19 protein-coding genes and 1 tRNA gene are annotated in these 24,309 nt (G+C 41.7%); 14 read left to right on the forward strand and 6 right to left on the reverse strand.

Annotated features, from left to right (window positions below):
• Nucleotides 1-168: 168 nt before the first annotated feature.
• Nucleotides 169-1,788, reverse strand: a complete 1,620-nt coding sequence (locus tag ACEYW6_RS30605; RefSeq protein ID WP_412982740.1) for an iron uptake porin — start codon at nt 1,786-1,788, stop codon at nt 169-171.
• A 396-nt stretch (nt 1,789-2,184) separates the two neighbouring features.
• On the opposite strand from ACEYW6_RS30605, the gene ACEYW6_RS30610 reads away from it, so the two are divergent.
• The 4 genes from ACEYW6_RS30610 to ACEYW6_RS30625 all read left to right on the forward strand — a co-directional run bounded on the left by ACEYW6_RS30610 (nt 2,185) and on the right by ACEYW6_RS30625 (nt 5,015).
• Nucleotides 2,185-3,132 (forward strand): metal ABC transporter substrate-binding protein, encoded by a 948-nt coding sequence (locus ACEYW6_RS30610; RefSeq protein WP_412982756.1) that lies wholly within the window; start codon nt 2,185-2,187, stop codon nt 3,130-3,132.
• Nucleotides 3,133-3,182: 50 nt separating this feature from the next.
• Complete coding sequence (locus ACEYW6_RS30615; protein ID WP_196509976.1) at nt 3,183-3,959, forward strand: metal ABC transporter ATP-binding protein; 777 nt, start codon at nt 3,183-3,185, stop codon at nt 3,957-3,959.
• A gap of 26 nt (nt 3,960-3,985) precedes the next feature.
• The gene (locus tag ACEYW6_RS30620) at nt 3,986-4,867 is read left to right on the forward strand and encodes a metal ABC transporter permease (RefSeq protein WP_412982741.1); all 882 of its coding nucleotides are present in this window, start codon (nt 3,986-3,988) and stop codon (nt 4,865-4,867) included.
• Between the two features lie 75 nt (nt 4,868-4,942).
• A tRNA-Phe gene (locus ACEYW6_RS30625) sits at nt 4,943-5,015 on the forward strand.
• A 626-nt stretch (nt 5,016-5,641) separates the two neighbouring features.
• Here the strand turns inward: ACEYW6_RS30625 and ACEYW6_RS30630 are convergent.
• On the reverse strand, nt 5,642-6,013 hold the full coding sequence (locus ACEYW6_RS30630; protein ID WP_412982742.1) for a hypothetical protein: 372 nt from the start codon (nt 6,011-6,013) through the stop codon (nt 5,642-5,644).
• Nucleotides 6,003-6,194, reverse strand: coding sequence for a hypothetical protein (locus tag ACEYW6_RS30635; RefSeq protein WP_412982743.1), 192 nt, complete (start codon nt 6,192-6,194; stop codon nt 6,003-6,005). Before ACEYW6_RS30635 ends, ACEYW6_RS30630 begins: the two co-directional genes overlap by 11 nt.
• A gap of 492 nt (nt 6,195-6,686) precedes the next feature.
• On the opposite strand from ACEYW6_RS30635, the gene topA reads away from it, so the two are divergent.
• From topA to ACEYW6_RS30670, 7 genes are all read left to right on the forward strand, one after another.
• A complete protein-coding gene (gene topA, locus ACEYW6_RS30640; protein ID WP_412982744.1) occupies nt 6,687-9,338 on the forward strand; it encodes a type I DNA topoisomerase in 2,652 nt (883 codons plus the stop codon).
• A 258-nt stretch (nt 9,339-9,596) separates the two neighbouring features.
• A complete protein-coding gene (locus tag ACEYW6_RS30645) occupies nt 9,597-9,737 on the forward strand; it encodes a hypothetical protein (protein ID WP_167407621.1) in 141 nt (46 codons plus the stop codon).
• Nucleotides 9,712-10,212 carry a type II 3-dehydroquinate dehydratase gene (aroQ, locus tag ACEYW6_RS30650; RefSeq protein WP_412982745.1) on the forward strand — a complete coding sequence of 167 codons (501 nt, stop codon included), beginning with the start codon at nt 9,712-9,714 and terminating at the stop codon, nt 10,210-10,212. The genes ACEYW6_RS30645 and aroQ overlap by 26 nt, the downstream gene beginning before the upstream one ends.
• A gap of 150 nt (nt 10,213-10,362) precedes the next feature.
• Nucleotides 10,363-11,307, forward strand: coding sequence for an ADP-ribosylglycohydrolase family protein (locus ACEYW6_RS30655; protein ID WP_412982757.1), 945 nt, complete (start codon nt 10,363-10,365; stop codon nt 11,305-11,307).
• Nucleotides 11,308-11,636: 329 nt separating this feature from the next.
• Nucleotides 11,637-14,390, forward strand: a complete 2,754-nt coding sequence (locus ACEYW6_RS30660) for an HD family phosphohydrolase (protein ID WP_412982746.1) — start codon at nt 11,637-11,639, stop codon at nt 14,388-14,390.
• 77 nt (nt 14,391-14,467) lie between these two features.
• Nucleotides 14,468-14,800, forward strand: a complete 333-nt coding sequence (locus ACEYW6_RS30665; protein ID WP_412982747.1) for a DUF433 domain-containing protein — start codon at nt 14,468-14,470, stop codon at nt 14,798-14,800.
• On the forward strand, nt 14,797-15,150 hold the full coding sequence (locus tag ACEYW6_RS30670) for a DUF5615 family PIN-like protein (RefSeq protein WP_412982748.1): 354 nt from the start codon (nt 14,797-14,799) through the stop codon (nt 15,148-15,150). The genes ACEYW6_RS30665 and ACEYW6_RS30670 overlap by 4 nt, the downstream gene beginning before the upstream one ends.
• Nucleotides 15,151-15,239: 89 nt before the next feature.
• Here the strand turns inward: ACEYW6_RS30670 and ACEYW6_RS30675 are convergent, their stop codons facing one another.
• On the reverse strand, nt 15,240-15,896 hold the full coding sequence (locus ACEYW6_RS30675) for a TetR family transcriptional regulator (protein ID WP_412982749.1): 657 nt from the start codon (nt 15,894-15,896) through the stop codon (nt 15,240-15,242).
• A gap of 337 nt (nt 15,897-16,233) precedes the next feature.
• Between ACEYW6_RS30675 and ACEYW6_RS30680 the strand changes: the two genes are divergently transcribed.
• Nucleotides 16,234-17,187 carry a Rieske 2Fe-2S domain-containing protein gene (locus tag ACEYW6_RS30680; RefSeq protein WP_412982750.1) on the forward strand — a complete coding sequence of 318 codons (954 nt, stop codon included), beginning with the start codon at nt 16,234-16,236 and terminating at the stop codon, nt 17,185-17,187.
• A gap of 76 nt (nt 17,188-17,263) precedes the next feature.
• On the forward strand, nt 17,264-18,625 hold the full coding sequence (locus ACEYW6_RS30685; RefSeq protein ID WP_412982751.1) for a cytochrome P450: 1,362 nt from the start codon (nt 17,264-17,266) through the stop codon (nt 18,623-18,625).
• On the opposite strand, the gene ACEYW6_RS30690 is transcribed toward ACEYW6_RS30685, so the two are convergent.
• Nucleotides 18,616-19,704, reverse strand: a complete 1,089-nt coding sequence (locus ACEYW6_RS30690) for a hypothetical protein (RefSeq protein WP_412982752.1) — start codon at nt 19,702-19,704, stop codon at nt 18,616-18,618. The genes ACEYW6_RS30685 and ACEYW6_RS30690 overlap by 10 nt on opposite strands.
• A gap of 42 nt (nt 19,705-19,746) precedes the next feature.
• Nucleotides 19,747-23,205, reverse strand: a complete 3,459-nt coding sequence (locus ACEYW6_RS30695; RefSeq protein WP_412982753.1) for a DEAD/DEAH box helicase — start codon at nt 23,203-23,205, stop codon at nt 19,747-19,749.
• 411 nt (nt 23,206-23,616) lie between these two features.
• Here ACEYW6_RS30695 and ACEYW6_RS30700 point away from each other — a divergent pair, with 411 nt between their 5' ends.
• Entirely contained in the window at nt 23,617-24,192 is a 576-nt protein-coding gene (locus tag ACEYW6_RS30700; protein ID WP_412982754.1) for a Uma2 family endonuclease, read from the forward strand.
• Nucleotides 24,193-24,309: the final 117 nt, after the last annotated feature.

Consider the following 24,309-nt stretch of genomic DNA (forward strand, 5'->3'; position numbering starts at 1 on the left):
ATCATTTTCACTAACTGGCTTTTGAGTATTTTAGCTGATTGACAAAATGCACTTTTACTTAACCTGTCACGGGTGGCTTGGCGTTAGGTTTGAGTTTTATTTTTGAGACTACATACAAAAGAAAAGACGCAAATTTATCCTTTGCGTCTTCTTTTAAGATTTTAAAAATTAGAAACTGAATGTGGTTCTTAGTGCACCAATAACAACATCATCATTGTTATTGTTGTGATCTGGGGATGTTAACCAGATGACTCCTGGAGTAATGGTGATATTGTCACTCAGCTTATACTGGTAGAACGCTTCAAGATGATAGGATGTATCGGGATCGCTATCCAATCCTGCGATGTTAGAATTTGTTAATCTAGGTTCCACGCCAGCAATAATACCGGCTAAACTTCCTTTTTTACCGAGGTCAGGGAAGCCGAGGGTAACGGCATAGTTCCAAATATCAACTTCTCCACGGTTGCCAGTCAAGGTACGGCTGTTGGTGTATCCAGCCCAACCACCCAAGACGATGTTATCAGTGATGCCAATGGATGCTTGCACACCATAAGAATTGCTGGAAAATCGGGAATCTAGCGTACCATCGGCATCTAAATCCAAGGGCGTGAGAGTTGCTGCATTGCTACCCGTGAGTAGTGGTTGATTATAAGAATTAATGTAAGTTAAACCAACAGTAATGCGATCGCTTGGTTTAACAGTCAGCTGTGCCAGTGCACCGTAAGAACCATTAAACAAACCATTATTGGGTGTAGGGTCATTCGCTGTACCACTCAAATACCCTAGACTGAGTGCTAATTTGTCACTGAACTCGTGGGTTACTCCCAACCCCGCGCCACCTATCTGGCTATAAATGGGGTTGCGTGTACCAAAGGTGGACAAAGTACCAAACGCCCCATCACCATCAAAGAGATTGACAGTGGTGGTAAGGTCGTCTGCTGCACCTGCGTTAGCAATAGCGATAACCTGTGTTTTTTCGCCCAAGGGAAATCTGTAGAACAGTGCATCTATCGCAGCATTAGTAGTACCATCCTCGCCAGCAAAGAATAAGTTACCCTCTGATGTACCAATGTTAGGGCTGAGAATATTATTAGCCTGGATTCTGGTGAACAGCGTATCCTGTCCTGTGAAGCTGGTCACAAGTTCTACCCGTGCTCGTACCCCTAAAGTTGTATTTTCATCTGTAATTTCCGCACCGTTGACTGTATTTCCTGACAAAACATCGCTGACAACTGCGACAACTTGTCCTTGCAGTTTGGTTGTGATTGAGAACTGATTCGCCTCTAATTCAGCAGTGCGTGCTTCTACTGCATCTACACGACCTCGGAGTGTCGCTAGTTCGGCTGAATAATCTTCTTGCAGCTTTTGTAATGTGGCTAAATCTTCTTTATTAACTAAATCGCCAGTGGCTGTAGCAATTAGTTCGTTGACGCGATCAAGACAAGCATTTAAACCAGCAGCAAACTCATATCGCGTTAATGCTCGATTTCCCCGATAAGTGCTATTTGGATATCCTGCAATACAGCCATAACGCTCAACCAAGGACTGCAATGCCTGGAATGCCCAGTCGGTGGGTTGTACGTCGGAAAATTGAGACACAGAGGTAACTTGCCCTATTGTCTGATCTGGCGCTATGTTCTGAACTTCTGTGTCTCGATTAGCTAAAACTTGCGGTTGATTAATTTCAGATTTACCGGATATTTCACCTGCAAATGTAGCAGTATTTACAAATAACATTACACCGCAGACTGCTGGACTAACTAGCAGATATCTACAGAATTTTTGCATTTTTCTCCTCACACTGATCTCCAATTCACACCCAAAGCACGTTGAAAAAACGTGTATTTTATGAAAATATTTGTCAGTAATCTTATCAGAAGTAAGCAAACTTTTTAACAAAAAAAGTCAAGAGATCCTAATTATTTAGGGAAAACTAAGATGTACCGTCTGAAACAGTTTTGTTGTTACTCATTACACAGGAAACTCAGAATGATATTATGTATCTTAAATGAGAATGAGAATTATTATAGTCTAAAATATAAAATTGTGTCTCATTGCCAATACGGTTTGTGACACAGGCAGAATCAGCATCCGTTTTGAGGAGAAAAGAGCGTGATTGTGAATTACAGAGAGCTTAGAACAGGCAGGCAAAGAAGCCGCATCTTGCCCATAATTGCTGTGCTAATGTTGTCAATGGCTACTGGCTGTAGCGAATCGAATCCGAATCAGGGAAGAACTTCCGAACAGTCGCCGCAAGCACAGGAAGCTGTCTCTACCCCACAGCCACAGTCGGGAAAAACGAAAGTAGTGACGACATTTTTGCCGATATATTTATTTACTAAGGCAGTAGCTGGAAATGTAGCAGATGTAGAAATACTAGTGCCACCTGGTACGGAGGTACATGAATACCAAGCGACACCAGAAAATGTCAAAGCGATCGCAACTGCGAATGTGTTAGTAAAAAATGGTTTAGGTTTAGAGGAGTTTCTAAAAAATACTGTCAAAAATGCCCAGAACACCAAATTAGCTGAAATTGATGCTAGCCAAGGTATTAAACCTTTAAATGAAATTTCACCCGTTGTGAAAACGGCCAAAGAAGAAAAAGACCACGACCATGAACACACCCAAGGGAATCCGCACGTTTGGTTAGATCCAGTTTTGGCAAAACAGCAGGTAACTAATATTCGAGATGGATTAATTGCTGCCGATCCGGCAAATAAAGGTACTTATGAGGCCAATGCTGCGGCTTATATTAAAGAATTAGAAAGTTTAAATAGTGAATTTCAGCAGACTTTGCAGAAAACTCCTAGTTGCACCTTTATTACCTTCCATGATGCATTTCCGTATTTAGCTAAACGCTATAACCTCAAGCAAGTTGCTGTGGTGCAAATTCCCGAAGATCAACTTTCACCAACGGATGTGCAAAATGCAGTCAATGCCGTAAATAAGTACAAAGTTAAGGCTTTATTTAGTGAACCAGGAGTAGATAACAAATTACTAACCAGCCTCTCTCAAGATTTAAAATTAACTTTGCAGACGCTAGATTCATTAGAAACTGGCGCAACAGAACCACAGCATTATTTCAAGGCTATGAAAGCTAACTTGCAAACTCTAGAAACGGCGTGTAAATAAGTTTGCTAGCTGTCCTTTACAAATGACCAATGACCAATGACCAATGACCAATGACCAATGACATTGCTATTTTGAAAGTAGAAGGATTAACTGTCTATCAAGGCAGCTATCTAGCTGTTCGAGATGTTTCCTTTGAATTATTGCCAGGAACAGATACAGCCATAGTTGGCCCCAATGGTGCTGGTAAAAGTACCCTAGTAAAAGCGGTTTTAGATTTGATACCTCGAAGGGCTGGTACGATTGAAATATTGGGTCGCCCAATTGCAAAACTGGGGCGTTTACGTCATTTGTTGGGCTATATGCCGCAAAATTTCATCTTTGACCGCAGCTTTCCCATTTCCGTCAGCGAATTAGTGGGACTGGGATGGGTGAATCAAGGTAAAAGGGGGGATTCTTTTTTTTCCAGGCTGTGGAGACAAGACCACGAAAAATCGGCAGCAGTGGTAGAAGCTTTACGACGAACCGATGCTTATCATTTACAGCATCAAGCTATTGGTACCCTTAGCGGTGGTCAACTCAAGCGGGTTTTATTGGCTTATTGTCTGGTAATGCCTCGGAAACTGTTGGTACTAGATGAAGCCTTTGCTGGTGTTGATGTGCAAGGTTCAGCAGACTTTTACGCTTTGCTAAATGAATTAAAGCGTGAGGAGGGTTGGACAGTATTGCAAGTTTCTCATGATATTGATATGGTAAATCGCCATTGCGATCGCGTGCTTTGCCTAAACCAAAGCATTGTTTGTACTGGTAAGCCAGAAATTGCCCTTTCACCGCAAAACCTGTTAGCAACCTATGGCCCAGGTTTTAGTCGCTACCAGCATCAACATTAAAATAATTCGTAATTAAACAATGAAAGATGCTAGTAATTATAGATTTCTTCAATGATTGTCAGATAGCTTGGCTTGCGATCGCAAATAGGAATGACTTGGTAGAGTTGTTCTTGTTGCCCTTTATGCAGCGTGCGATCGTAGGTGCTGTGTTAATGGGAATACTTGGCGGGATGTTGGGTAGTTTTGTCACCTTGCGCCAGTTGTCCTTTTTTAGCCACGCGGTTGGTCATGCAGCATTAGTAGGTGTGGCGTTAGGCGTGCTGCTACAAGTAAATCCTACTTGGATGCTGTTACCTTTTACCTTAGTTTTTGGCGTTATTGTCCTCTACTTTATCGACAAAACCGACTTAGGTAGCGATAGCGTATTGAGCATAGTGCTATCTGGGGCATTAGCGATCGGTATAATTCTTACCAGTCTAATAAAAGGATATCGTGGCAGCTTGATGGCTGTGCTGTTTGGCGATATTCTGGCGATCAATACCACAGATTTGATTTTGACGCTGCTGGTACTTGTGGGAGGTAGCATATTTTTACTATCAACTCTACGGCAGCAAATTTTATTGACCCTTAATCCCGATGTAGCGCAAGTTCAAGGTATTCCTGTGCAATTGTACCGCTATGTTTTTGTGGTCTTGCTTTCACTCGCCGTTGCTGTAGCGATTAAAGCTGTCGGTGTTTTACTAGTCAACGCCTTTTTGGTTATTCCCGCCTCTACCGCCAAACTGATGAGTCACCACTTTAGCCGCTTTCTAGTCATGTCAGTGATAGTTGGTTCCATCAGCAGCATTGCTGGCATCATTGTCTCAGGTATTTTCAACCTTGCTTCTGGCCCGAGTATTGTTCTTGTGCAGTTTCTACTATTTGTAGCCGTTTTCATCTGGTTCAAGCTGAGACTGAAAGCTGCATAAATTATTTTTCTCCAAGGCCTTGCAATATTCTTTGATGTTTGCTACATTTATTAATCGTGGCTCACAAAAGCCCCAGCCGGGATAGCTCAGTTGGTAGAGCAGAGGACTGAAAATCCTCGTGTCACCGGTTCAAGTCCGGTTCCTGGCATCACAACAAACCCCTTGAAATCCTTAGACTTCAAGGGGTTTGTTGTTTTTAACTCACGGTTAGGACAGTATAATCCTATTTTAGTTTGTATAAAAAACAGCTACATGTGAGAATCTTTTAACTACATGAACAATTTCTAAATGCGGAAAGTCCCTTAAGCCATTATGTTTGCATAGCAAATTCTTCTGGTTCTATTCCCCAATTTACCCAGCGAATTGCTTCACGCGCTGAGTTCATGTTCGGTGGAACTCACAAGGCGTGAATAAACCCTATACTATGGCAAGTCATTTTTAATACGTAAGTTGGTTCTTCCTCAACATCAGCATCAATTTTTAATAGCGTGTATTCATGCCAAAAATCTAATTCAATAGCTTGTAATTCTTGGCAAATTCTGGCTAGACGGTCTAAAATGATTTTAGATTTAATTTGAGACTTTAATTTATCTTCTAATACATATTCTACTGTAATATAGCGGTTCCCAATTGCATGGAATACAGACCTAACCCCCAGACCCTTCCCTACTAGCGTTGGGGAGTAACGCTCAAAGCCTCTCTCCTTGTAGGAGGGAGGTTTGGAGAGAGGTCAAAACTGTACTGTACCCAAGTGAGAACTGCTATAAAACCTCGTTAAAAAATAGTTAATTGCCTAATTATTTGCGTATTTATTTGATAGGAAAAATTTAAACCCGTATTAGTCAAATTTGAATAAATGTAGTTAATAAACTTGTTGTTTAAGTTTATGTTATTCCAATTTAATTTATTATGTTGTTTTTTAATAATTTTTAAACCAGCATCAAGACTGTTACAAAAAATAATTTCCGGCTGTTGTTTACCGATAGCTGTATATGCAGCTTTAACAACTTCCTCTACCTTTTCTTTATCAATCCGCTCAGTTGAAAGCGCGATCGCTCTCCACTTCTGGCGATAAACTGGAATTAAAGCCTCTTGCTCAGGCGTTAACTTTTCAATCAGCGACATAACGCCAACCTTAAGGCTCATATTCCCGTTGAATTTTCACCATCCAGTCACCTTGGGGAATAGAAATAGCTTTATGCTCCTCATGGGCAAGCAATGCCGACTCTGAAAACACACGTAAATAGAGTGTGCTATCTTTCTCGTATAATTCTGCATTTCCCTCAGTAATGCGATGCTTGTGCCCTGTAACTTTGCCTTTTGCCAAAGTTAAGTGAGGTATTTTTTGTCCTTAAATTTGCTGCACAGGCAGTAAGATTACATAACCTTGACGAATTGGTCGCATGGTTTTGCTTTCCTGACATGGGTACAAACCCCACTTCGCTTTTGCTCTCAAATTTGATTTAATTTTGGCACAAGCTCTTAGGCATTGAGCATTGGTTATTTTCCTTGTCTCCACTCGCCATTCCCTATTCCCCAATGAAATTACACTTCTTGCGGGGTATTTTGAAAACTTTAGTCGCCAATTATGCGTTAGATAAGTTAAAGATTGAAATAGCTGGAACTTCACACCCAGCGTTCCCCTCCCCTAACCTCTGGGACATACTGGGCCATAAGTTCAGCAGATTTTATCCCAAGCAGGCAGTTTATGTGAGGATTAAATCACTGCCCTAAGCGTGACCTTTTATCTTGACAATTTGCAAAAGTTACCTCAATTTGACTGTTTAGCTTAGTAGCTCTTCTTTTTATTGAAATTTCCATGTCAACTCTCGTCATCGTCGAATCTCCAACCAAAGCTCGCACCATTCGCAACTACCTGCCATCAGGCTATCGGGTGGAGGCATCTATGGGTCATGTGCGTGACCTACCCCAGTCGGCTAGTGAAATTCCCGCTAGCGTCAAAGGGGAAACATGGGCGCAGCTAGGGGTGAATGTGGACGCCGACTTTGAACCGGTGTATGTTGTCCCGAAAGACAAAAAGAAAATTGTTACCCAGCTCAAAGACGCCCTCAAAGATGTAGATGAACTGATCCTGGCAACGGACGAAGACCGGGAAGGTGAAAGCATTAGTTGGCATTTATACCAATTGCTGAAGCCGAAAGTTCCGACTAAACGGATGGTGTTTCACGAAATTACCCAAGAGGCGATCAAAAAAGCTCTGAAAAACTGCCGCAATATCGATGAGCAGTTGGTTCGCGCCCAAGAAACGCGGCGGATTTTAGATCGACTGGTGGGCTATACCCTATCTCCACTGCTGTGGAAAAAAATCGCCTGGGGATTATCCGCCGGGCGAGTGCAATCTGTAGCCGTGCGGCTTTTAGTCACTAGGGAACGCCAACGCCGTGCTTTTCATGAGGGTACATACTGGGATTTGAAAGCCAGTTTGTCAAAGGAAAAAACCCCCTTTGCTGCCCAGTTGGTCACATTGGCAGGAACCAAAATCGCTAACGGCAGCGATTTTGACGCAACAACCGGACAAATTACCGCAGGTCGCAATGTCTTGCTGCTCAACGAAGACCAAGCGGTAGCGCTCAAGGAACGCCTAATTGGGAAAACCTGGAGTGTTACCGACATGGAGGAACGCCCAGTAACGCGCAAACCTGCGCCACCGTTCACCACCTCAACCCTGCAACAAGAATCTAACCGGAAATTGCGCCTCTCAGCCCGTGACACAATGCGGGTTGCCCAGAATTTGTACGAGCAGGGGTATATTACCTATATGCGGACAGATTCGGTGCATTTGTCAGATCAAGCGATCGCAGCTGCTCGGAGTTGTGTAGAAAAGCTCTACGGTCAACAATACCTCAGTCCCCAGCCTCGGCAATACACCACCAAATCCAAAGGCGCACAAGAGGCGCACGAAGCAATTCGTCCAGCGGGTAGCACCTTCCGTACCCCCCAAGAAACTGCTTTGGGCGGTCGAGAACTTGCCGTTTATGATTTGATTTGGAAGCGGACTGTCGCCTGTCAAATGGCTGATTCCCGGCAAACTCAAATTACCGTGCAATTGCAAGTTGAGGACGCTGGATTTCGTTCTTCTGGCAAACGGATTGAATTTCCAGGATACTTACGTGCCTATGTTGAAGGCTCAGACGACCCGGAAGCAGCACTGGAAGATCAGGAAGTAATTTTGCCCAATCTGAAAGTGGGAGATCATCCGGATTGTACAGAATTGGAAGCCGTCGGGCACGAAACCCAACCGCCAGCTAGATATACCGAAGCGACTTTGGTGAAAACCTTGGAAAGCGAAGGTATCGGTCGTCCCAGTACCTACGCCAGCATCATTGGCACCATCATCGACAAGGGTTATGCCCATTTGGTGAGTAACGCTCTCATTCCTACCTTCACCGCTTTCGCCGTCACCGACTTGCTGGAAAAACATTTCCCGGACATCGTTGATCCCAGCTTCACCTCGAAGATGGAGCAAACCCTTGATGACATTGCCACAGGTGAAGCGAAATGGCTACCCTACTTGCAGCAATTCTATCTGGGAGAAAAAGGGCTGGAAACTCTGGTAAAAGAACGGGAAAGTCAAATTGATGCCACCAAAGCTAGGACTGTAGAACTGGAGAATCTAGATGCCAAAGTCCGCATTGGTAAATATGGCCCCTATATTGAGGTCGAAAATGGTGAGGGAGTTATCACCGCCTCAATTCCCAAAGACCTGACACCAGCTGACCTCGACCCCAAACAGGTAGAAGTATTGCTGCGACAAAAAACCACAGGCCCTGACCAGGTAGGTCGGCATCCCGAAACTGGCGAACCGATTTATGTAAAAATTGGTGCTTACGGGCCCTATGTTCAATTGGGTGACAAAACCGACGAAAACCCCAAACCGAAACAAGCCTCCCTACTCAAAGGTGTTACCCCAGAAACCGTTACCCTGGAAATGGCTGTTGGTCTGTTGGCACTACCCCGGACATTAGGAGTTCATCCAGTCACTAGTGGCAAAATCCAAGCAAGTTTAGGACGTTTTGGCCCTTATGTGGTTCATGACCAGGGTAAAGAGGGAAAAGATTACCGTTCCCTTAAAGTTGCTGATAATGTATTGACAATTAGCTTAGAACGTGCATTGGAATTATTGTCTGAGCCAAAAAAGGGACGCAGTTCCACCAACAGCAAGTCCAAGGCAGCCTTACGCGAATTGGGTACACATCCAGAGGATGGGGAAACAATTAATATCTACGATGGACCCTATGGCCCTTACATCAAGCATGGCAAAACTAATGTGAGTATCCCAGAAGGTCAAACGGTAGAAAATATAACCCTGGCTGAGGCGCTGAACTTGTTGTCAGCTAAGGCATCGACAGCAAAATCGACTCGCAAAAGCAGTAGTAAATCAACGAGTTCTAAATCTAAGTCAACTGCTAAGTCAACAACCACTGCGAAAAAAAAGGCGACAGAAGGTTAATTGCAAGTCAAGAGTCCAAAGTCCGATCCTTAACTCTTGACCCTTGATATTCATCCTTGATAGGATGCAGTTCAGTAGGTTGCAAGTGTGATACTCTAAAAAGTAAGGGAAAACACAACGCCAAATTTTAGAAGTGGCTTATGTCCCAAACACGGGATTGTGTATCAGCCCGGTTGGAAGCCAGAGGTGCGAAAATATGCCATTTTCTGCGTACCTGTTAATCAAAAATTGAGGTAGTATCTCAGGAGCGGTCAGTTCATGGACTATATAGAAAAGGTGCTGGAAAAGGTTAAGGAATTAGCACGTAGGTTAATTGAAAGCCTGTTAGGGCCAGAGGCTGAACCGGAACCGGAATTGATTCCGATTCCTGTGAATGACCGCTCGCGTCGTCGCCACTAGACCCAAAGTGCTGAACTCGACTTTGCAACCCTTAAGCATTCTGGCACTGCATGGGCCAAACTTAAATTTGCTAGGACAGCGAGAACCAGGAATTTATGGTTCGTTGACACTGGCTGAAATTAACCGCCTGTTAGAAGAAGAGGGTTTCAAGATACAGGCGAAAGTTTTTTCTGTGCAGTCAAATCATGAAGGAATATTGGTAGATACTATTCATGGCGCATTAGGAATATATCAGGGAATCTTGATTAATGCAGGGGCATATACCCATACAAGTGTGGCCTTGCGAGATGCGATCGCTGCTGTTAACTTACCCACAGTAGAAGTACATCTGAGTAATATTTACCGTCGGGAATATTTTCGCCATCATTCATACATCGCCCCTGTAGTGATCGGGCAAATAAGTGGTTTTGGTGTCCAAAGTTACTTGCTGGGCTTACAAGCTTTAGTACATTTTTTAAGAAAAGATGAAAAATGAATCGATTTTAAAGTTGAAGGTTTCGGATTTTGGATTAATGTGAGTTCAACGGCTCATATGGTTTTTGCCTAATGGGCTGAATCAAAAGACTTCTGAGAGTTTTATCGAACTCACGTTGGATTAATGATTAAATCCAAAATCCAAAATTATATGCGTTATTCTCCTATAAGTCGGTTTAGAGGTACTTTACTCGGAGCATTCCTGGGGGGAAGTTTAGCCGCTGGTGGTAAAATACAGTCTCAGAGTTACTCAGATTTGGGCAGAATGGCGGTTCTGGGTACCCAGAGTTTGATTGCGTTGGGTAGATTAGATTTAGATGATTGGGTAGGGCGTCAGCAACAAGAATCTCTTCACATAGCCGCAGCTGATGACATATCAACAAAAATAATTATTGCCACACTACCAGTAGCACTTTTTTTTCACGAAAATCCGATTAAGCTCCGACAAAACTTGCTGCATGTGCTCAATATCTGGGAAGATGACCTAGTAGTACGTGATGGAACACTAGCAGTAGGATATGCGATCGCTCTTGCTCTAACTGAAAAACTCCACCCCTTAACCCTTATTCCGCAAATAATTTCTTTTCTCGGAGAAACGCCGACATCAATACCAAAAAAATTATTAAAAGTTCAGAGTTTGTTAGAGCAAGGGGCTGGATTGTCAAGAGCGCAAGCTGAGTTTGCTAGAGAAGAAAAACTCAGTCACAGTATCGCTATGGCATTTTATTGCTTTTTGAGTACCTTGGAAGACTTTCGCCTGTCACTTTTGCAGGCTACTCACAATAGCAATTCTAATGTGCAAGATGCTACGCCTCTAAAGTCACACGCTATAAGTGCAATTACTGGTGCTTTATCAGGAGCATATAACGGTATAAGCGGAATTCCCGTAAATTGGCAAGTCTTGCTGCTACAGAGAAATTCTCCAACATGGGGATTAACTAGCTTTTCCCAAATGTTAGAATTGACCGATGCATTTGTGGCGGTATGGTCAGGAGTGTATGATATTGCCTTAAAGCCAAGGGAATTAACAGAGGAGGGATGTGAGGTGGCTTTGCTTTCAGTTTACGCAGCTCCTCGCGTTATTCGGTCGCGTTAATCCTATATTTCACCGAACAACGGTGCGGGTATTCAACGCCGAAAATTACCAATCTAGCCAATAACTAAAAAAACTAAGTCGTACAGCTTGGCGCAAATCCAGCTAACATCTCAATTAACAAGACTTGGGGCAGAATCACCTTATAGTGTATTAGTCTTATATACTAGAATTTTTCAGCAAACCCTCGGACTAATTCTGTAGGTAGCTATTGTGGCAAATCGGCAATCAAAAAAGCCCCCCGCCACCGTAGTTGCAATAGCAGCAGATCAAACTTCCCTGATGATTGTCTTATTTTGAGCTATCAAAGTCAGCAATTACAGGCAGAAATCATGAAAATGCAGCAATTTTTGCAGTTCTTAACCCAGCAATTGACTTACTGGCGGCGACAGTACAAAGGACTACGCCGTAAGGGAAAGTTAATGAGAAATCCCAAAAGCAAAAGCCATAGAAGGGAACTTTTAAGGACTGCCCTTAAGAATGTAATCTTATTTTTCTCAAAAACCAATGATAAAAGCGTAGGTGTAGCCCGCCGTAGGCATCTCCGAAAACAAGAAAGAGCGCTCCAGTCAAAAGCAAAATCGCTCAAAGCTAAAAGTAGTATTTATGCAATCGGTTTAGATTGGGTACATGAACAGCGTTCCTTGGTAATTTTAGCGATCGCTGTACTGTCCCTCACAGGCGTTATGGGGCATAAATTATACAACCAGACTCAACTCCAAGTAGGGAATCCCGCACCCCAAACGATTACAGCCCCTTACACAGCTAGCATCGAAGATCAGAAAAAAACAGAAGCCGAGCGCAAAGCTGTTAGTAAAAGCTCCTTACAAGTGTTGATGGTTGATTCGCAAATGAATGAACAAATCAACGGAAAATTGCAACAACTTCTGGATGATGGCAACGAAATTCGCGCTGTTGCTGGAGCTTTTCCTTTTTTTGATCCTTTAGTTTTGTCCATCTCTAGCCAACGTTACCTCCGCTCTTGCCCTGACTCGGAATGGCAAGCACTGCTGTTGGCTATAGAAAATACTAAAAATCAGCAGAGGAAAATAACGGGACGAACCGCCGTCTCATCCCATCCATCATCAATAGCTGCACCCAATCAGGAACGCCAGCCGAGCACAACACCAACACCACAGAAAACAGAGCCAGTTGATTTTTCTCAAAACACTGACTTTACTCAAGCAAAAGCCGAGCTAGAATCTTACCTCATTACAACTTCCGAGAAAAACTTGTCTTTACTGATTGCCCTAATTTCTCAAGTCCGCCAAAGGTACACCCAGGCCAATACCAAACTTTTACAGTTAGAGACTGTTACCTCAGAAGCAGTATACGAGGAATCTCTTTTTTTGGATTTGTCAGATGTGGAATGGGAAAGAACACAAATGGGAATCCATCAGAGCGCAGAGCGGATTCTCACACAAGGCATCCCACATGGACTGCCAAAAAATATTTTACAAGATGCGGTGAGTTTACAATTGCAGACCTTTGTACCAGAATCCGCTGAACCTTTGGCAAAGAAGCTGTTGTTAGCTGTACTCAAGCCAAATCTGCAAAACGATGAAGAACAAACGAGAGAAAACGCTCAAAAGGCTGCTGCTGGAGTGCCGCCTGTGATGGAGAAGATCCGGCGTGGTGAGGTGATTGTCAAAAAAGGAGAGCAAATTACTGCATGGAACTTTGAGGTGCTGGAGCATTATCACCTGATTCGCCGGGAGGTAAAATGGCAGGCGTTGCTGAAGTTAGCAGGCGTTATTGCGATCGCCATTGGCATTTTTGTCTGGGTAGAACGGCATGTAGATTACGAATTGCGACAACGCGATCGCTTGTTGGTATTGCTGCTGACTCTGAGTGTTCCAGGAGTGATCACGCTAGGATTGCCTTATACCACCTGGAGCGCCCTTGGTTTATTATTGGGAAGTTTTTACGGCCCCACTTTAGGGTTAACAGTTGTCGGAATGCTGTTGCCGATATTAGCTATTAGCTCGGATATGAGCAAGGCTGCGCTTTTAGCTGGTGCAGGGGGAGGAATATTAGGTAGTTACATTGCACAACGATTACGATCGCGTGAAGAATTAGCATTATTAGGTGTTGCGATCGCTTTAACTCAAGGCGGCATTTATCTGGTTGTTAAAATCTTAATTGGTCAAGCATTTGGTTCAACTTGGTATATCGTCCTCCGAGAAGCCGGATTGTTTGCTTTATCCGGTTTAGGCTGGAGTGTTGTTGCCTTAGGCTTGAGTCCTTATCTAGAAAAAGTTTTTGATTTAGTTACCCCAATCCGCCTAGCAGAACTGGCAAATCCTAACCGCCCTTTATTAAAACGACTTGCTACTGAAACTCCTGGAACTTTTCAACATACGTTGCTTGTGGCTACCCTTGCCGAAGCTGCTGCCAAACAACTAGGATGCAATGTTGAACTAGTAAGGGCTGGCACACTATATCACGATATTGGCAAAATGCATGACCCTCTTGGCTTTATTGAAAATCAAATGGGGGGGCCGAATAAACATGATACTGAGATTAAAGACCCTTGGAAGAGTGCAGAAATTATCAAAAAGCACGTAACTGAAGGGTTGGTGATGGCGCGTAAACACCTTTTACCTACAGCAATTCAAGCTTTTATTCCAGAGCATCAGGGAACGATGCTAATTGCTTATTTCCATCACCAAGCCCAGCAAATGGCTCAGGAAGATCCAACTTTAACAGTAGACGACGCAGATTTTCGCTACGATGGCCCGATTCCCCAATCGCGGGAAACAGGAATTGTGATGTTAGCAGATTCTTGCGAAGCGGCGCTGCGATCGCTCGAAGCATCGGCTTCGGGTAAGCGTCCCCTTCGCGGTTCGTCTCCCTCTGGAGAAGGAAAGCGATCGGTTAAAGATGTTTCTACCGAACAAGCTTTAATAATGCTGAATAATATCCTGCGTGCCAAATGGCAAGACAATCAACTCGTAGATTCAGGACTAACACGAGAAGAAATGTCACAAATTGCCCAGATATTTGTGGATGTTTGGCAGCAATTTCATCACAAACGGATTGCTTATCCTAAGTTGAAGGCTAGTAGCACTGCGCAAAATTCGTAATGCGATGTCTACGACGAGCTACGCCTACGCATATTTATTGATAATCTTGTTAAGAAGTTTTTTTGAGGTGTGGTTTTATGACAGCAGCACTGAAGAGAGCAAAGCCATATATCGAACAACGAGATGGAGGATATTGGATTGAAGGGATTCGTATCTCTCTCGATTCAGTTGTGTATGCCTTTTTGAATGGTGAGTCTCCTGAAAGCATTACCCAAAACTTTCCATTACTCTCGCTGGAGCAGGTTTATGGTGCTATTACCTTTTATCTTGCCAACCGAGAGCTAATTGATGCGTATTTAAAAGAAGGTGAAAAAGAGTTTGAGAAATTGCAACAGTCCCTTAGAGAGAAAAATCCGCTTCTGTATCAGAAGTTAAAAGCTGCTCAAATGCAGAAGCACAGCAAGGCATGACAACAGTTAGATTTCAAGCAGATGCCGACCTACGCCAAGCGATTGTAACTGGCACAATACGTAGACAACCAAATCTTGATTTCCAATCAGCTCATACAGCATTGCTCGAAGGTAAGAAAGATTCAGAGGTATTGGCGATCGCAGCACAGGATGGTAGAGTCCTCGTGACCCATGATCGTAGAACTATGCCTGCTGAGTTTGGTGAATTCATAATGTCAAAAACTAGTTCTGGAATTTTGATTCTTTCGCAGAATTTGTCAGTCAGTGATGCAATTGAAGCACTCATCCTCGTTTGGGAAGCTTCTACTGCTGAGGAATGGGCTAATCAGATGATGTCTATCCCATTCTAAGTAACTGGAAGATATGGGATTATTTTTGAGTAGTTCCAATTGGTGATCCACAACTATTAATGGGAAAGAGTTTTCCCAATATTCAATTTCTAGCCCCCAGTACGTCGCACACCAGCCAAAATAAAATTAACTGCTGCTTGAGTATGCTGCTCAATCATTTCTGGACTCAGTAATTGCAAATCGGGTCTAGTATGCTTGATATTTTCGTAAGCGTTGAAGTATAAATTACAAACCCCAATAATATGCAGAGTGGTGAGAAATGGATCGATCTGACGAAAACAGCCTTCCGCCATCCCCCGCTCTAAAATCTTGATGAGATAGCTAAAATTTTCTTGCCAATTCCCCTGTTTGAAATACTTTCCCTGGTTTTGGTTGGCTTCTTGAAACCAAAGCATCCCTCTGTGCGGGTGAGCAGCTTCATAAGCGATCGCTCCTTTGACAAGCACCTTCAACGCCTCCTCTGGTGGGAACTGATCTAGGTTTAGCTGCTCAAACCCTTCGTGCATCTCCACGACAGGACGTTGCAGAACAGCTTGATATAGCCCTTCCTTGCTCTGAAAATAGTAGTAAATCATCGCTGTGGTGACACCGGAACCTCTAGCGATCGCTTCTGTTCGCGCCCCTTGAAGTCCATTTCTGGCAAACTCTGCTTCCGCCGCATCGAGAATCTGCTTTTTTGTCGCTTCTGCATCGCGCACCTGACGCGGCTTTTTAGCTGAGAATTTTGACTGCGTTGAACGACCCACGTTGCTCCATCATCATAACGAAAATATATTAACTAAAAAATTGGTTAGTAGTTGACATAGAAGATGAAATTTATTAAATTAATATTTACTAACTAAAAAATTAGTTAGTTGTTTACACAATTCAGCAATGCAATAACCAAAGTGAGCCGAGCAAATGCCCGGCAGTGTTAATTCATCCATTGCAGACAAGACTTTAATTATCCCTATTTGCATTCAAAAGAGTGATGTAGGACAGGCGACACCAGCTTGTCTACAACTTTTAAGTTTCAAGATTGTGTGACGTTTTACTAACTCATCTAGCGATTTTTCAAGAAATTATCAATATTTTGGAGGAAAAATGGAACCAATTTTACCTGGTGCGCCTTGGTTAATCGCTCACAAATCTATATTGGGAGTTAATAAACCTAATAAAATCACATTAAATGGACAGGATTATGTCATTTGGCAAAACCAAAAAGGCGAAGTGTTTGCCCTTGATAACATCTGTCCGCATATGCAAGCACCCTTATCAGACGGCTGGGTTTGTCAAGAAAGAGATACTATTACTTGCCCTTTTCATGCACTAGAATTTGATGGACAAGGCAGACTACAGCAAGGAGATAAAAAAGACACTCAACCAATTACCAAACCGTTAGAGTTAATTATTAGCGATGATTGCATCTGGACTTATGCTGGATTTGAGCCAAGATTGCCCATCCCAGATTTGCATCATAAAATTGTCGATAATTACGAGTTCATCGGAGTAACTGGGGATAAAAGTATTCAGGGTGATTTTTTGACTAATCTGATGGTTAACTATGACTATAACCACCAAAATGGTACTCATAAAGAATTATTTAAAATTACATATTGTGATGTAATTTCTTTTGAAGAAAAAGGATACTATGCCACAGTCAAACAAGAACTTAAGAGAGCCAACAACACGCTAGGAGAAATTTTCAAAAATCCTGTTTTGGGAATCTTCCCTAAAACTCTTACTAACAGACTAGAATACGCTTTTCCTTCAACTACAGCTTTTTTTGCGAAAACACCTATTGGTGATATTGCTCAAATTCATATTCTCTACCCGGAAACAGAAAAAATTACTAAGACATTTATTTTGATGTATGCCAAAGTCGTCAATCCTTTGATGAAATTTTTGTTTAAAAACTCAGTTTTACAAGCAGCAGCCACAGTTATTGAACAGGATAGTGGTGCAGTTGAAAGTTTGTATACTCGGCAAAAACCAAAAATTAGACTGCCAAATGAAGAGATTATGTTCTACGCAGAAAAACTGTACCGTGATTGGTAATTTAGATTTGCAAAACCTAACTGCGCTTTACAATTAAGTAGACACTGTAGCTAATTCCTGCTGGAGGTACTCAAATATGCAGCAGCTAAAATCAGCCGAAGAAATGCCTGGTAGCTATGGTTTGCCCATTTTAGGGGAGACTTTGGAAATATTTCGAGATTTAGACCTGTTTGTATGGCGACGATTCCAGCAGCATGGTTCCGTTTTTAAGACGAGCGTTATGGGACGTAAACGTGCTTATTTAATTGGCCCTGATGCTAATCGGTTAGTGCTGGTGGAACAGGCCGAACACATGTCGTCACGGATCGGGTGGTATTTCTTAGAACCAACATTTGGCAACAATATTTTATTACAAGATGGGGAAGAACATCGGCTAACTCGTCGCTTAATGTATCCAGCATTTCACGGAAAAGCGATCGCTACATACTTCGACACCATCCAAAATATTGTGCAAGACTTCCTCAAAGATTGGGGACAGAGAACAATTCCTCTAAATTCTAATTTCCGCCAGCTTACCCTGATGGTTGCTACTCGTCTCTTTTTGGGAAGCCAGAACAAGAGCGAAGTTGAGCAAACCAGTCAGTGGTTTACGCAACTGCTAGAGAGCAGTATGGCGATATTCAAATGGAATGTTCCTTTTACTTTATATGGTCGCGGTCAAAATGCTAGGGCTAAGTTAGTGGCTTTCTTGCATGAAGCGATCGCACAGCGTATCGAGCAAGGTAACTTAGAAGAATCAAAAGATGTTTTGGGATTGCTGCTAGCAGCTGTTGATGAAGACGGCAATAAATTGAGCGAAGCACAGATAATCAACGAGGCATTGCTATTGCTATTTGCTGGACACGAGACAACAGCCTCCTTGCTCAGTTGGGTAATATTTGAACTAGGTAATCATCCAGAATGGCGAGAGCGACTGCGCCAAGAACAATTAGCAGTTGTGGGAAATAATCCCCTTAACCTATCCCATCTCAAACAACTTCCAGATTTAACCAATGTCCTCAAAGAAGCAGAACGCCTCTATCCGCCAGTGTATGCCTATAATCGTGGCGTTCTTAAGGATATTGAGTATGCAGGTTATCGCATTCCTGCTGGTTGGTTTGTGACTATCTCGCCGATGTTGACTCACCGTTTACCAGAACTGTATACCGATCCCGATCGCTTCGACCCCGATCGCTTTGCACCACCTCGTGAAGAAGATAAGAAACATCCTTTAGCACTAATGGGTTTTGGTCATGGTTCGCACAGATGTTTAGGCATGGAATTTGCCCAAATGGAAATGAAAATCGTGCTTTCCACACTGCTTCGCCATTACGACTGGACAGTAAAACCGGATTATTCTGCGATCGCTCCAATTCGTCAGCCTTCTAAAATTAAAGATACTCTAGAAGCATATATTGAGCCTTTGCTGATAAAGCATCCCTTGAAGAGTCAAACATAAATCTTTGATGAAACAAATCGATTTTCCGCATCTAGGATGAAGTCGTAGGTATTTAGAAAATCAGACTGCCACTTTTCAGGTTTTTGGCAAATTGCGAGTGGAAATCCTGCTAAATCAAACCATTGAATATCATCCCCAATTTCTACTGGTACTACTCTCCAATTTTTACTTGGAGCCTTACTGAAATCTTTCAGCAAATTGACGTTAATTTGATTAGCAGGTTTGGGAGTTAGTAAATGTCGTTCAACACTGGAAAATGATTGTTCTACCCAGTTTTTGATATTAACTGCATTAAGATATTCATTTGGTTCCGATTCTCTTCTGCTAATATAGTGATAGTAACTTTGCGCTAATTCTTCAGCTTGCTTACGAGTTGTTACATCTTCTACTTTAGCAAGCAAGTATGCAGCTACTGGGTCTAAAGTTCCCCATACAATAAGTTCTTTCATCCAGAAAACAATCCAAGGTAGCCCAGTTTGTGACCAGTTTTCCAATGATGATTCTACTAACTCGCCACCAAAAGCTTCATCTAGCGCTAGTGCAATAACACTTCCTAAACCCCAATTAAATCGATAACCAAAATTTTGACTAATATACGAATGCCATTTTGAAATTTGAGTCGGTTTTGGTTTTTTTATTGCTTTAATGGGGTCAAGCCACCAGTGCAATATTTCATTCCAAGAAAAATTTGTTGATGAGTCACTCAGTCTGAATTTGGACAGATGGCTTAAATTACTAACTATATTTTGAATATAATTAAATCGTTCTTCTACTGTCCAAATAGCATAATCTCCACCCACTGCTAATTGTTTTTTAAATTTAGGATAGAGAGTTAAAAGCTGATTACCATCACGTGGTGGTAAACTAGTACGATACAAGCGCCGACGCTGTGACAAATCTTTATAAATTTCTGTTTTTAGTACCGTACCTCGCCTGATAAATAAATTTTCTAATCTTTTTTGTTCGTAGCTAGCGTAATGAGCAAAGCTTCTTTGCCAAATTTTTTGCAGATGCTCCTCCAATTCATTAGGGCTTAAATCTTTAGCTTCTAGCTGTTCAATTTCAACAATGGCAGACAATAAAATACTATCCAGTGAATCAAGAGTTTCAATAGCTGATAATTATACATCAGAAAGATTATTACCAGGGTTAAGCGGTGCAGTTTTTTCCAGCCAGCTTAAAAAATTATCCTGTCTATTATAAATAGAAATTAGCTGCCATTGTTCTTCCAAACGTAGCAGCAATTCTGCTAGAGGACTTAGAGGATTTGCATTTGGGTTAATTGCCTGTGTTTGATTCTCTAATTCTCCTATCAAAGATAAATATCTTTTACGTGCTTCTTTGTCACTCCAATCTGTCGATGGATTACTAAGTAATATTAAACTACGTCCTTCTGTGCCAAATCCAGGTCTTCCAGAACGGCCAACTAAGTTACCAAATTCACGAATATTTAGTTCTCCTGTACCACGTCTTAAACTTGGAATTAATACTGTTTCAAAAGGAAGATTAACCCCTTCGGAAAGAGTTGATGTTGCTAAAACTAAATGTACAATTTTTTTATCTATGACATCGATAAGTAATCGAGCCATCAAACCTGGCATTTTTCCATGATGTACTATGATTCCTTTCTCTAACAGCTTATACTCGCGGGATTTAGTACCAAAATAATCTTCACATGAACGTAAACACTTTTGCCAAATCTCAAGTTTTTTTGGCTCTATAGGTTCTTGAAAAAATGAAGGTATTTCTATTTGCGACCATCTTTTCAAAAAATTTAGAAAGTCTTCAGCATAACCGCCAGGGTACTGTGTGACTGAAATAAGAACAGCACGCCTTTGGCCTTTTTCATCTGGTGCAGCTAAGTGCATAGCTGCCCAGAAAAGATAAGGGCGTAACCTCTTTTCAACTCCTTCATTTTTCCCTTTTGGCACAAGAGGATATGTCGGAAAAGGATTTGGAATAAAAGGTGTGTCCGCTTGACCACCTTCTTGAAATTCTAATTTTCTGCCATCAAGTAAGTCATACCGTATTTCAAATCTTCTTCCTGGTAAGCATTCAAGCCGCCCTATTAATTGACGTGTACTTCTGTAATTTGTTTTTGTTGGGCTAGCATTAGTTGAATTTTCTATCCACCTTGCTAATGCACCTTCTGTTTCTGATGCAACAGCAGATAGTGCAATAATTCGGCTATTATTTTGTTCTATATAAGTAAACAGTCTTGAACTTAATGACTCTAAGCGTAAGGATCTATTCTCAGCTTTTTGCAAAGAATCTTTATTACCATCAAATTGAACTGCATGAGCTTCATCAAGTACAATAAGCGATACTCTACGGATAAATAGAGACCCTAAAAATTTCATCAAAGCTTCAGCTTTTTCATAAGTGCAAATTAAAACTGTTGGCTGTTCTGATGTCAGCCATACATCTGTTGGCCCCCAGTCAGTACCTCCATATAAACCCGTAACTATAACATTGTTATTAGTAGAATGCTTTAAAACACGAGACAAATTTGATTCAACTTCTGTGGCAAGCGCCCTGCTTGGCACTAAGTAAATTACTAAAGGAGTTGAAGTACTAAAATTATTAGAATTTGTTGTTTCCAAGAACAAGCTTTGCAGAATTGCAATTTCAGCTATTGTTGTTTTTCCTGAACCTGTAGGGGTACAAAGAGCAAACGATTCTGCTGTTGCTAGTCGTTCGATTCCACAAATTTGAGAACGCCATGCTAAAGCCTTACACTTTTTATAACTTTGACGTAAATAACGTTCTAAGAAATTTCTACCATTTGGAGTGATCATCTGAAAAAGAGATTCTAGATGATGTCGTAAAGACGTTTGTATATATACAGACGTAACTTCAGCGCACAATTTTCCTAAAAGCCAAGAATAAGTGTCATGTCCATGAAGAAGCACCTTAGCAATATCAGAAAGCTTTTCAATAGCTCTTTCTAATCTTGGTTCATTTCCCCAGCGCATCTTTGCACATAAAATTCCTAAAGAACTAGCAGTTTCTTTAACAATCAACTTGTTAAATCTGTCAGTAGCTGTATCAGTGTCATCCCAAAGAAGACCTGTTTCAGTTTGGAAATTTGATGATGTTGCAGTTGCCCAATATTCTGTCAGCTGTTGCAATAAACTGGGAAAATCAGCTTTTAGCAACGAACGTAGAATTTCTGACTCTATTCCCTCACTTATATCTTCATTGAGTAAACCCGCAGCCCTAGCAGGATAACCAGCAAGTTCATACACAGCTGCTGCAAGTAAACGAATTGGTAAAATATCTGGGTTTAGTTGGGGATGAGATAGCCATTCAAATAACTCACCAGCCCTTAGCATTCGATTACGCCAGTTAGTATCTCCAGTTTCTCGCTGGATAAATGCAGCCTCAATAAGGCGCATAGCATCATTTAATCGTTCACCCGCTTCATCTTCTCGCCACCCAGTTAATCCCTTTCCTCCTGCGCGAAGTCTGGTATGTTGGCTATAAAGTTTTGCAATTGCTGGAGTTAGCTTGCTACCCGCCAGACTATTTTGTAGTTCTGTCGCTAAAGCAATGACTTCGTTACTTGGTTGAGTCATCTCATTTTGCAGAACTTCTCCCTCTACTATGACATCAGAGGTTGCAAAAACAAACTCTGAATCATCTGGTTGTTGAACTGTCTGGATAGAAATATTTACTGAAGGTGTTAAAATTGCTGGCTGACTATAGACAGTTGTAACAAGATTTTTAACTTCATGAAGATGAATTTCAACTGCTTCGAGTCTTCTTCCTGCTGTATATTGTTCGTGTGGTTTTTCAGGAGATATCCAGGTGGGATTTTCGACAGGATGCTTACCACAAATATAACTAATTAAATCGCAGCGTTCATAATTTATATCAACTTTTTCTAGCCATAAAACTCTTAGAGAATCAACCCATTCAGATGAAGAAAGATCATTGTAATCCCCCAAAATCTCAATTATTTGTGGAATATCAACAGGCTTTATATGTGGTACACTTGCCTTTTTATGTGCTTCAGCTATCATTTCTGTGTAATGATTAGTTGTACATTTAGCTTCACAAACTAGAGAAGCAATAATTACTCCTTCGCTGTTACGTAAAAAAGCAAGACAATCATCACCTGTACGTCCAGGTCGCTTTTTTGCAATCTCTTCAGTTTGATTTAAAAATTCTAAATGCTGAAACTCAACTAGATGAAATCGAAAAAGAAACGCAGGAACTTCCCAATCAACCTGCCCAAAAGGAGCAAAATTTTCGGCAATGATTCCTGAAAATATTTCTCCAAAATAACCTTGACGGGATATAATATTAAGACGTTCAGGATAGCCATAGCTTGGATCACTTTCTGAAGAATCCCCAAATGGCTCAAGAGAATTTCCTGCTAATTTACGAAGACGATATCGAGCATCTTCATGGGCTTTTTGAACGATCAATATTAATTCATTGAGAATTATATCTCGTTGGCTTTTATCTTCTTTGAGAAGACGATGTGTGTACCGCTTATCTTCAGATTCACTAACTGAGTTAGATAACCACTTTGATATTCCGTCAAACCTAGTGATTTTTTGTCTTTCTTTCATTTAATATACACTTTAATATTAATCAGATTTACAATATAAGCCTTGAACTAAAATAATTTTAAACTCTATGTAAAATTTAATACTAAAAAAATAGTAGCATAGCAAAATGGTGCCATAAACATTGAGCGAGAGCTATAATGCTTACTCTGTTTTACTTTTGAGTGAGGACGGGTTCGGAAATTTAGACTAAATGCACTGAGTCAACAGAATAATAAGAGGGTGTGATTGAATACAGCATCCTGCTAGCATAAGCTAAGAGAAACAACATCAACTCTCATCTGCTGTTATCAGACAGATAACCGTGAAACAAATTTCTACATTATTGGAAATAGCTTTCTATTAATTGTTAGATGGTTAACCTAGTATGTCAACCCAGTGCTAGGCTACAGTTAGCAAGATTGAGAGGCAACTATGACTGCCCTGATTCTAAACCTCAGCCCCACCATTGAACTAACAGATGAGCAGTTCTTCCAAGTGTGTCAAAATAATCGAGATTTGCGGCTTGAGCGCACGGCAGAGGGAGAATTGATTATCATGCCACCAACTGGATGGGAAAGCGGAAATCGTAATAGTAGACTGACGCAGCGCTTAGGTAATTGGACTGACGCTGATGGCACAGGTTTGGCTTTTGATTCTTCAACAGGTTTCAAACTCCCTAATGGTGCAAATCGCTCTCCAGATGCGTCTTGGGTCAGTCGGGAGCGATTAGAAGCCCTGAATCCAGACCCCGCAACATTCCTACCCATCGCTCCGGATTTTGCGGTAGAATTACGCTCTGCTTCAGACAGCTTAAAGACTGTGCAACAAAAAATGCAAGAGTACATTGATAACGGTGTGCGTTTAGGATGGCTGATTGACCCCCAGAACCAACAGGTGGAAATTTACCGCCGAGGACAGGATGTTGAGATAGTGAGATCGCCTACTAGTTTATCAGGAGAGGATGTATTGCCTGGATTTGTGCTGGATTTGACGCAGATTTTGAGTTAAGCGATCGCTCTTTCAAAATTCCAAGTTTTGCGTCAAAATAAAATTCGTAATGACGCTCTCGAACTCGCTAACGTAATTTGTAATTATTACCCTGTGGATGAGTCCGGGTGGCTCTGA

Origin of the sequence: Nostoc sp. UIC 10607, from assembly GCF_047228265.1 — a bacterium.
GTDB lineage: Bacteria > Cyanobacteriota > Cyanobacteriia > Cyanobacteriales > Nostocaceae > Nostoc > Nostoc foliaceum_A.

Coding starts and splice junctions, on each gene's coding strand:
- ACEYW6_RS30660 (WP_412982746.1), top strand. CDS start 11,637: ATGAAAATGCAGCAATTTTTGCAGTTCTTAACCCAGCAATTGACTTAC.
- ACEYW6_RS30620 (WP_412982741.1), top strand. CDS start 3,986: ATGCTAGTAATTATAGATTTCTTCAATGATTGTCAGATAGCTTGGCTT.
- ACEYW6_RS30665 (WP_412982747.1), top strand. CDS start 14,468: ATGACAGCAGCACTGAAGAGAGCAAAGCCATATATCGAACAACGAGAT.
- ACEYW6_RS30605 (WP_412982740.1), bottom strand. CDS start 1,788: ATGCAAAAATTCTGTAGATATCTGCTAGTTAGTCCAGCAGTCTGCGGT.
- ACEYW6_RS30685 (WP_412982751.1), top strand. CDS start 17,264: ATGCAGCAGCTAAAATCAGCCGAAGAAATGCCTGGTAGCTATGGTTTG.
- ACEYW6_RS30615 (WP_196509976.1), top strand. CDS start 3,183: ATGACCAATGACATTGCTATTTTGAAAGTAGAAGGATTAACTGTCTAT.
- ACEYW6_RS30655 (WP_412982757.1), top strand. CDS start 10,363: ATGCGTTATTCTCCTATAAGTCGGTTTAGAGGTACTTTACTCGGAGCA.
- ACEYW6_RS30695 (WP_412982753.1), bottom strand. CDS start 23,205: ATGAAAGAAAGACAAAAAATCACTAGGTTTGACGGAATATCAAAGTGG.
- topA (WP_412982744.1), top strand. CDS start 6,687: ATGTCAACTCTCGTCATCGTCGAATCTCCAACCAAAGCTCGCACCATT.
- ACEYW6_RS30700 (WP_412982754.1), top strand. CDS start 23,617: ATGACTGCCCTGATTCTAAACCTCAGCCCCACCATTGAACTAACAGAT.
- ACEYW6_RS30630 (WP_412982742.1), bottom strand. CDS start 6,013: ATGAGCCTTAAGGTTGGCGTTATGTCGCTGATTGAAAAGTTAACGCCT.
- ACEYW6_RS30645 (WP_167407621.1), top strand. CDS start 9,597: ATGGACTATATAGAAAAGGTGCTGGAAAAGGTTAAGGAATTAGCACGT.
- ACEYW6_RS30680 (WP_412982750.1), top strand. CDS start 16,234: ATGGAACCAATTTTACCTGGTGCGCCTTGGTTAATCGCTCACAAATCT.
- ACEYW6_RS30610 (WP_412982756.1), top strand. CDS start 2,185: ATGTTGTCAATGGCTACTGGCTGTAGCGAATCGAATCCGAATCAGGGA.
- ACEYW6_RS30670 (WP_412982748.1), top strand. CDS start 14,797: ATGACAACAGTTAGATTTCAAGCAGATGCCGACCTACGCCAAGCGATT.
- aroQ (WP_412982745.1), top strand. CDS start 9,712: ATGACCGCTCGCGTCGTCGCCACTAGACCCAAAGTGCTGAACTCGACT.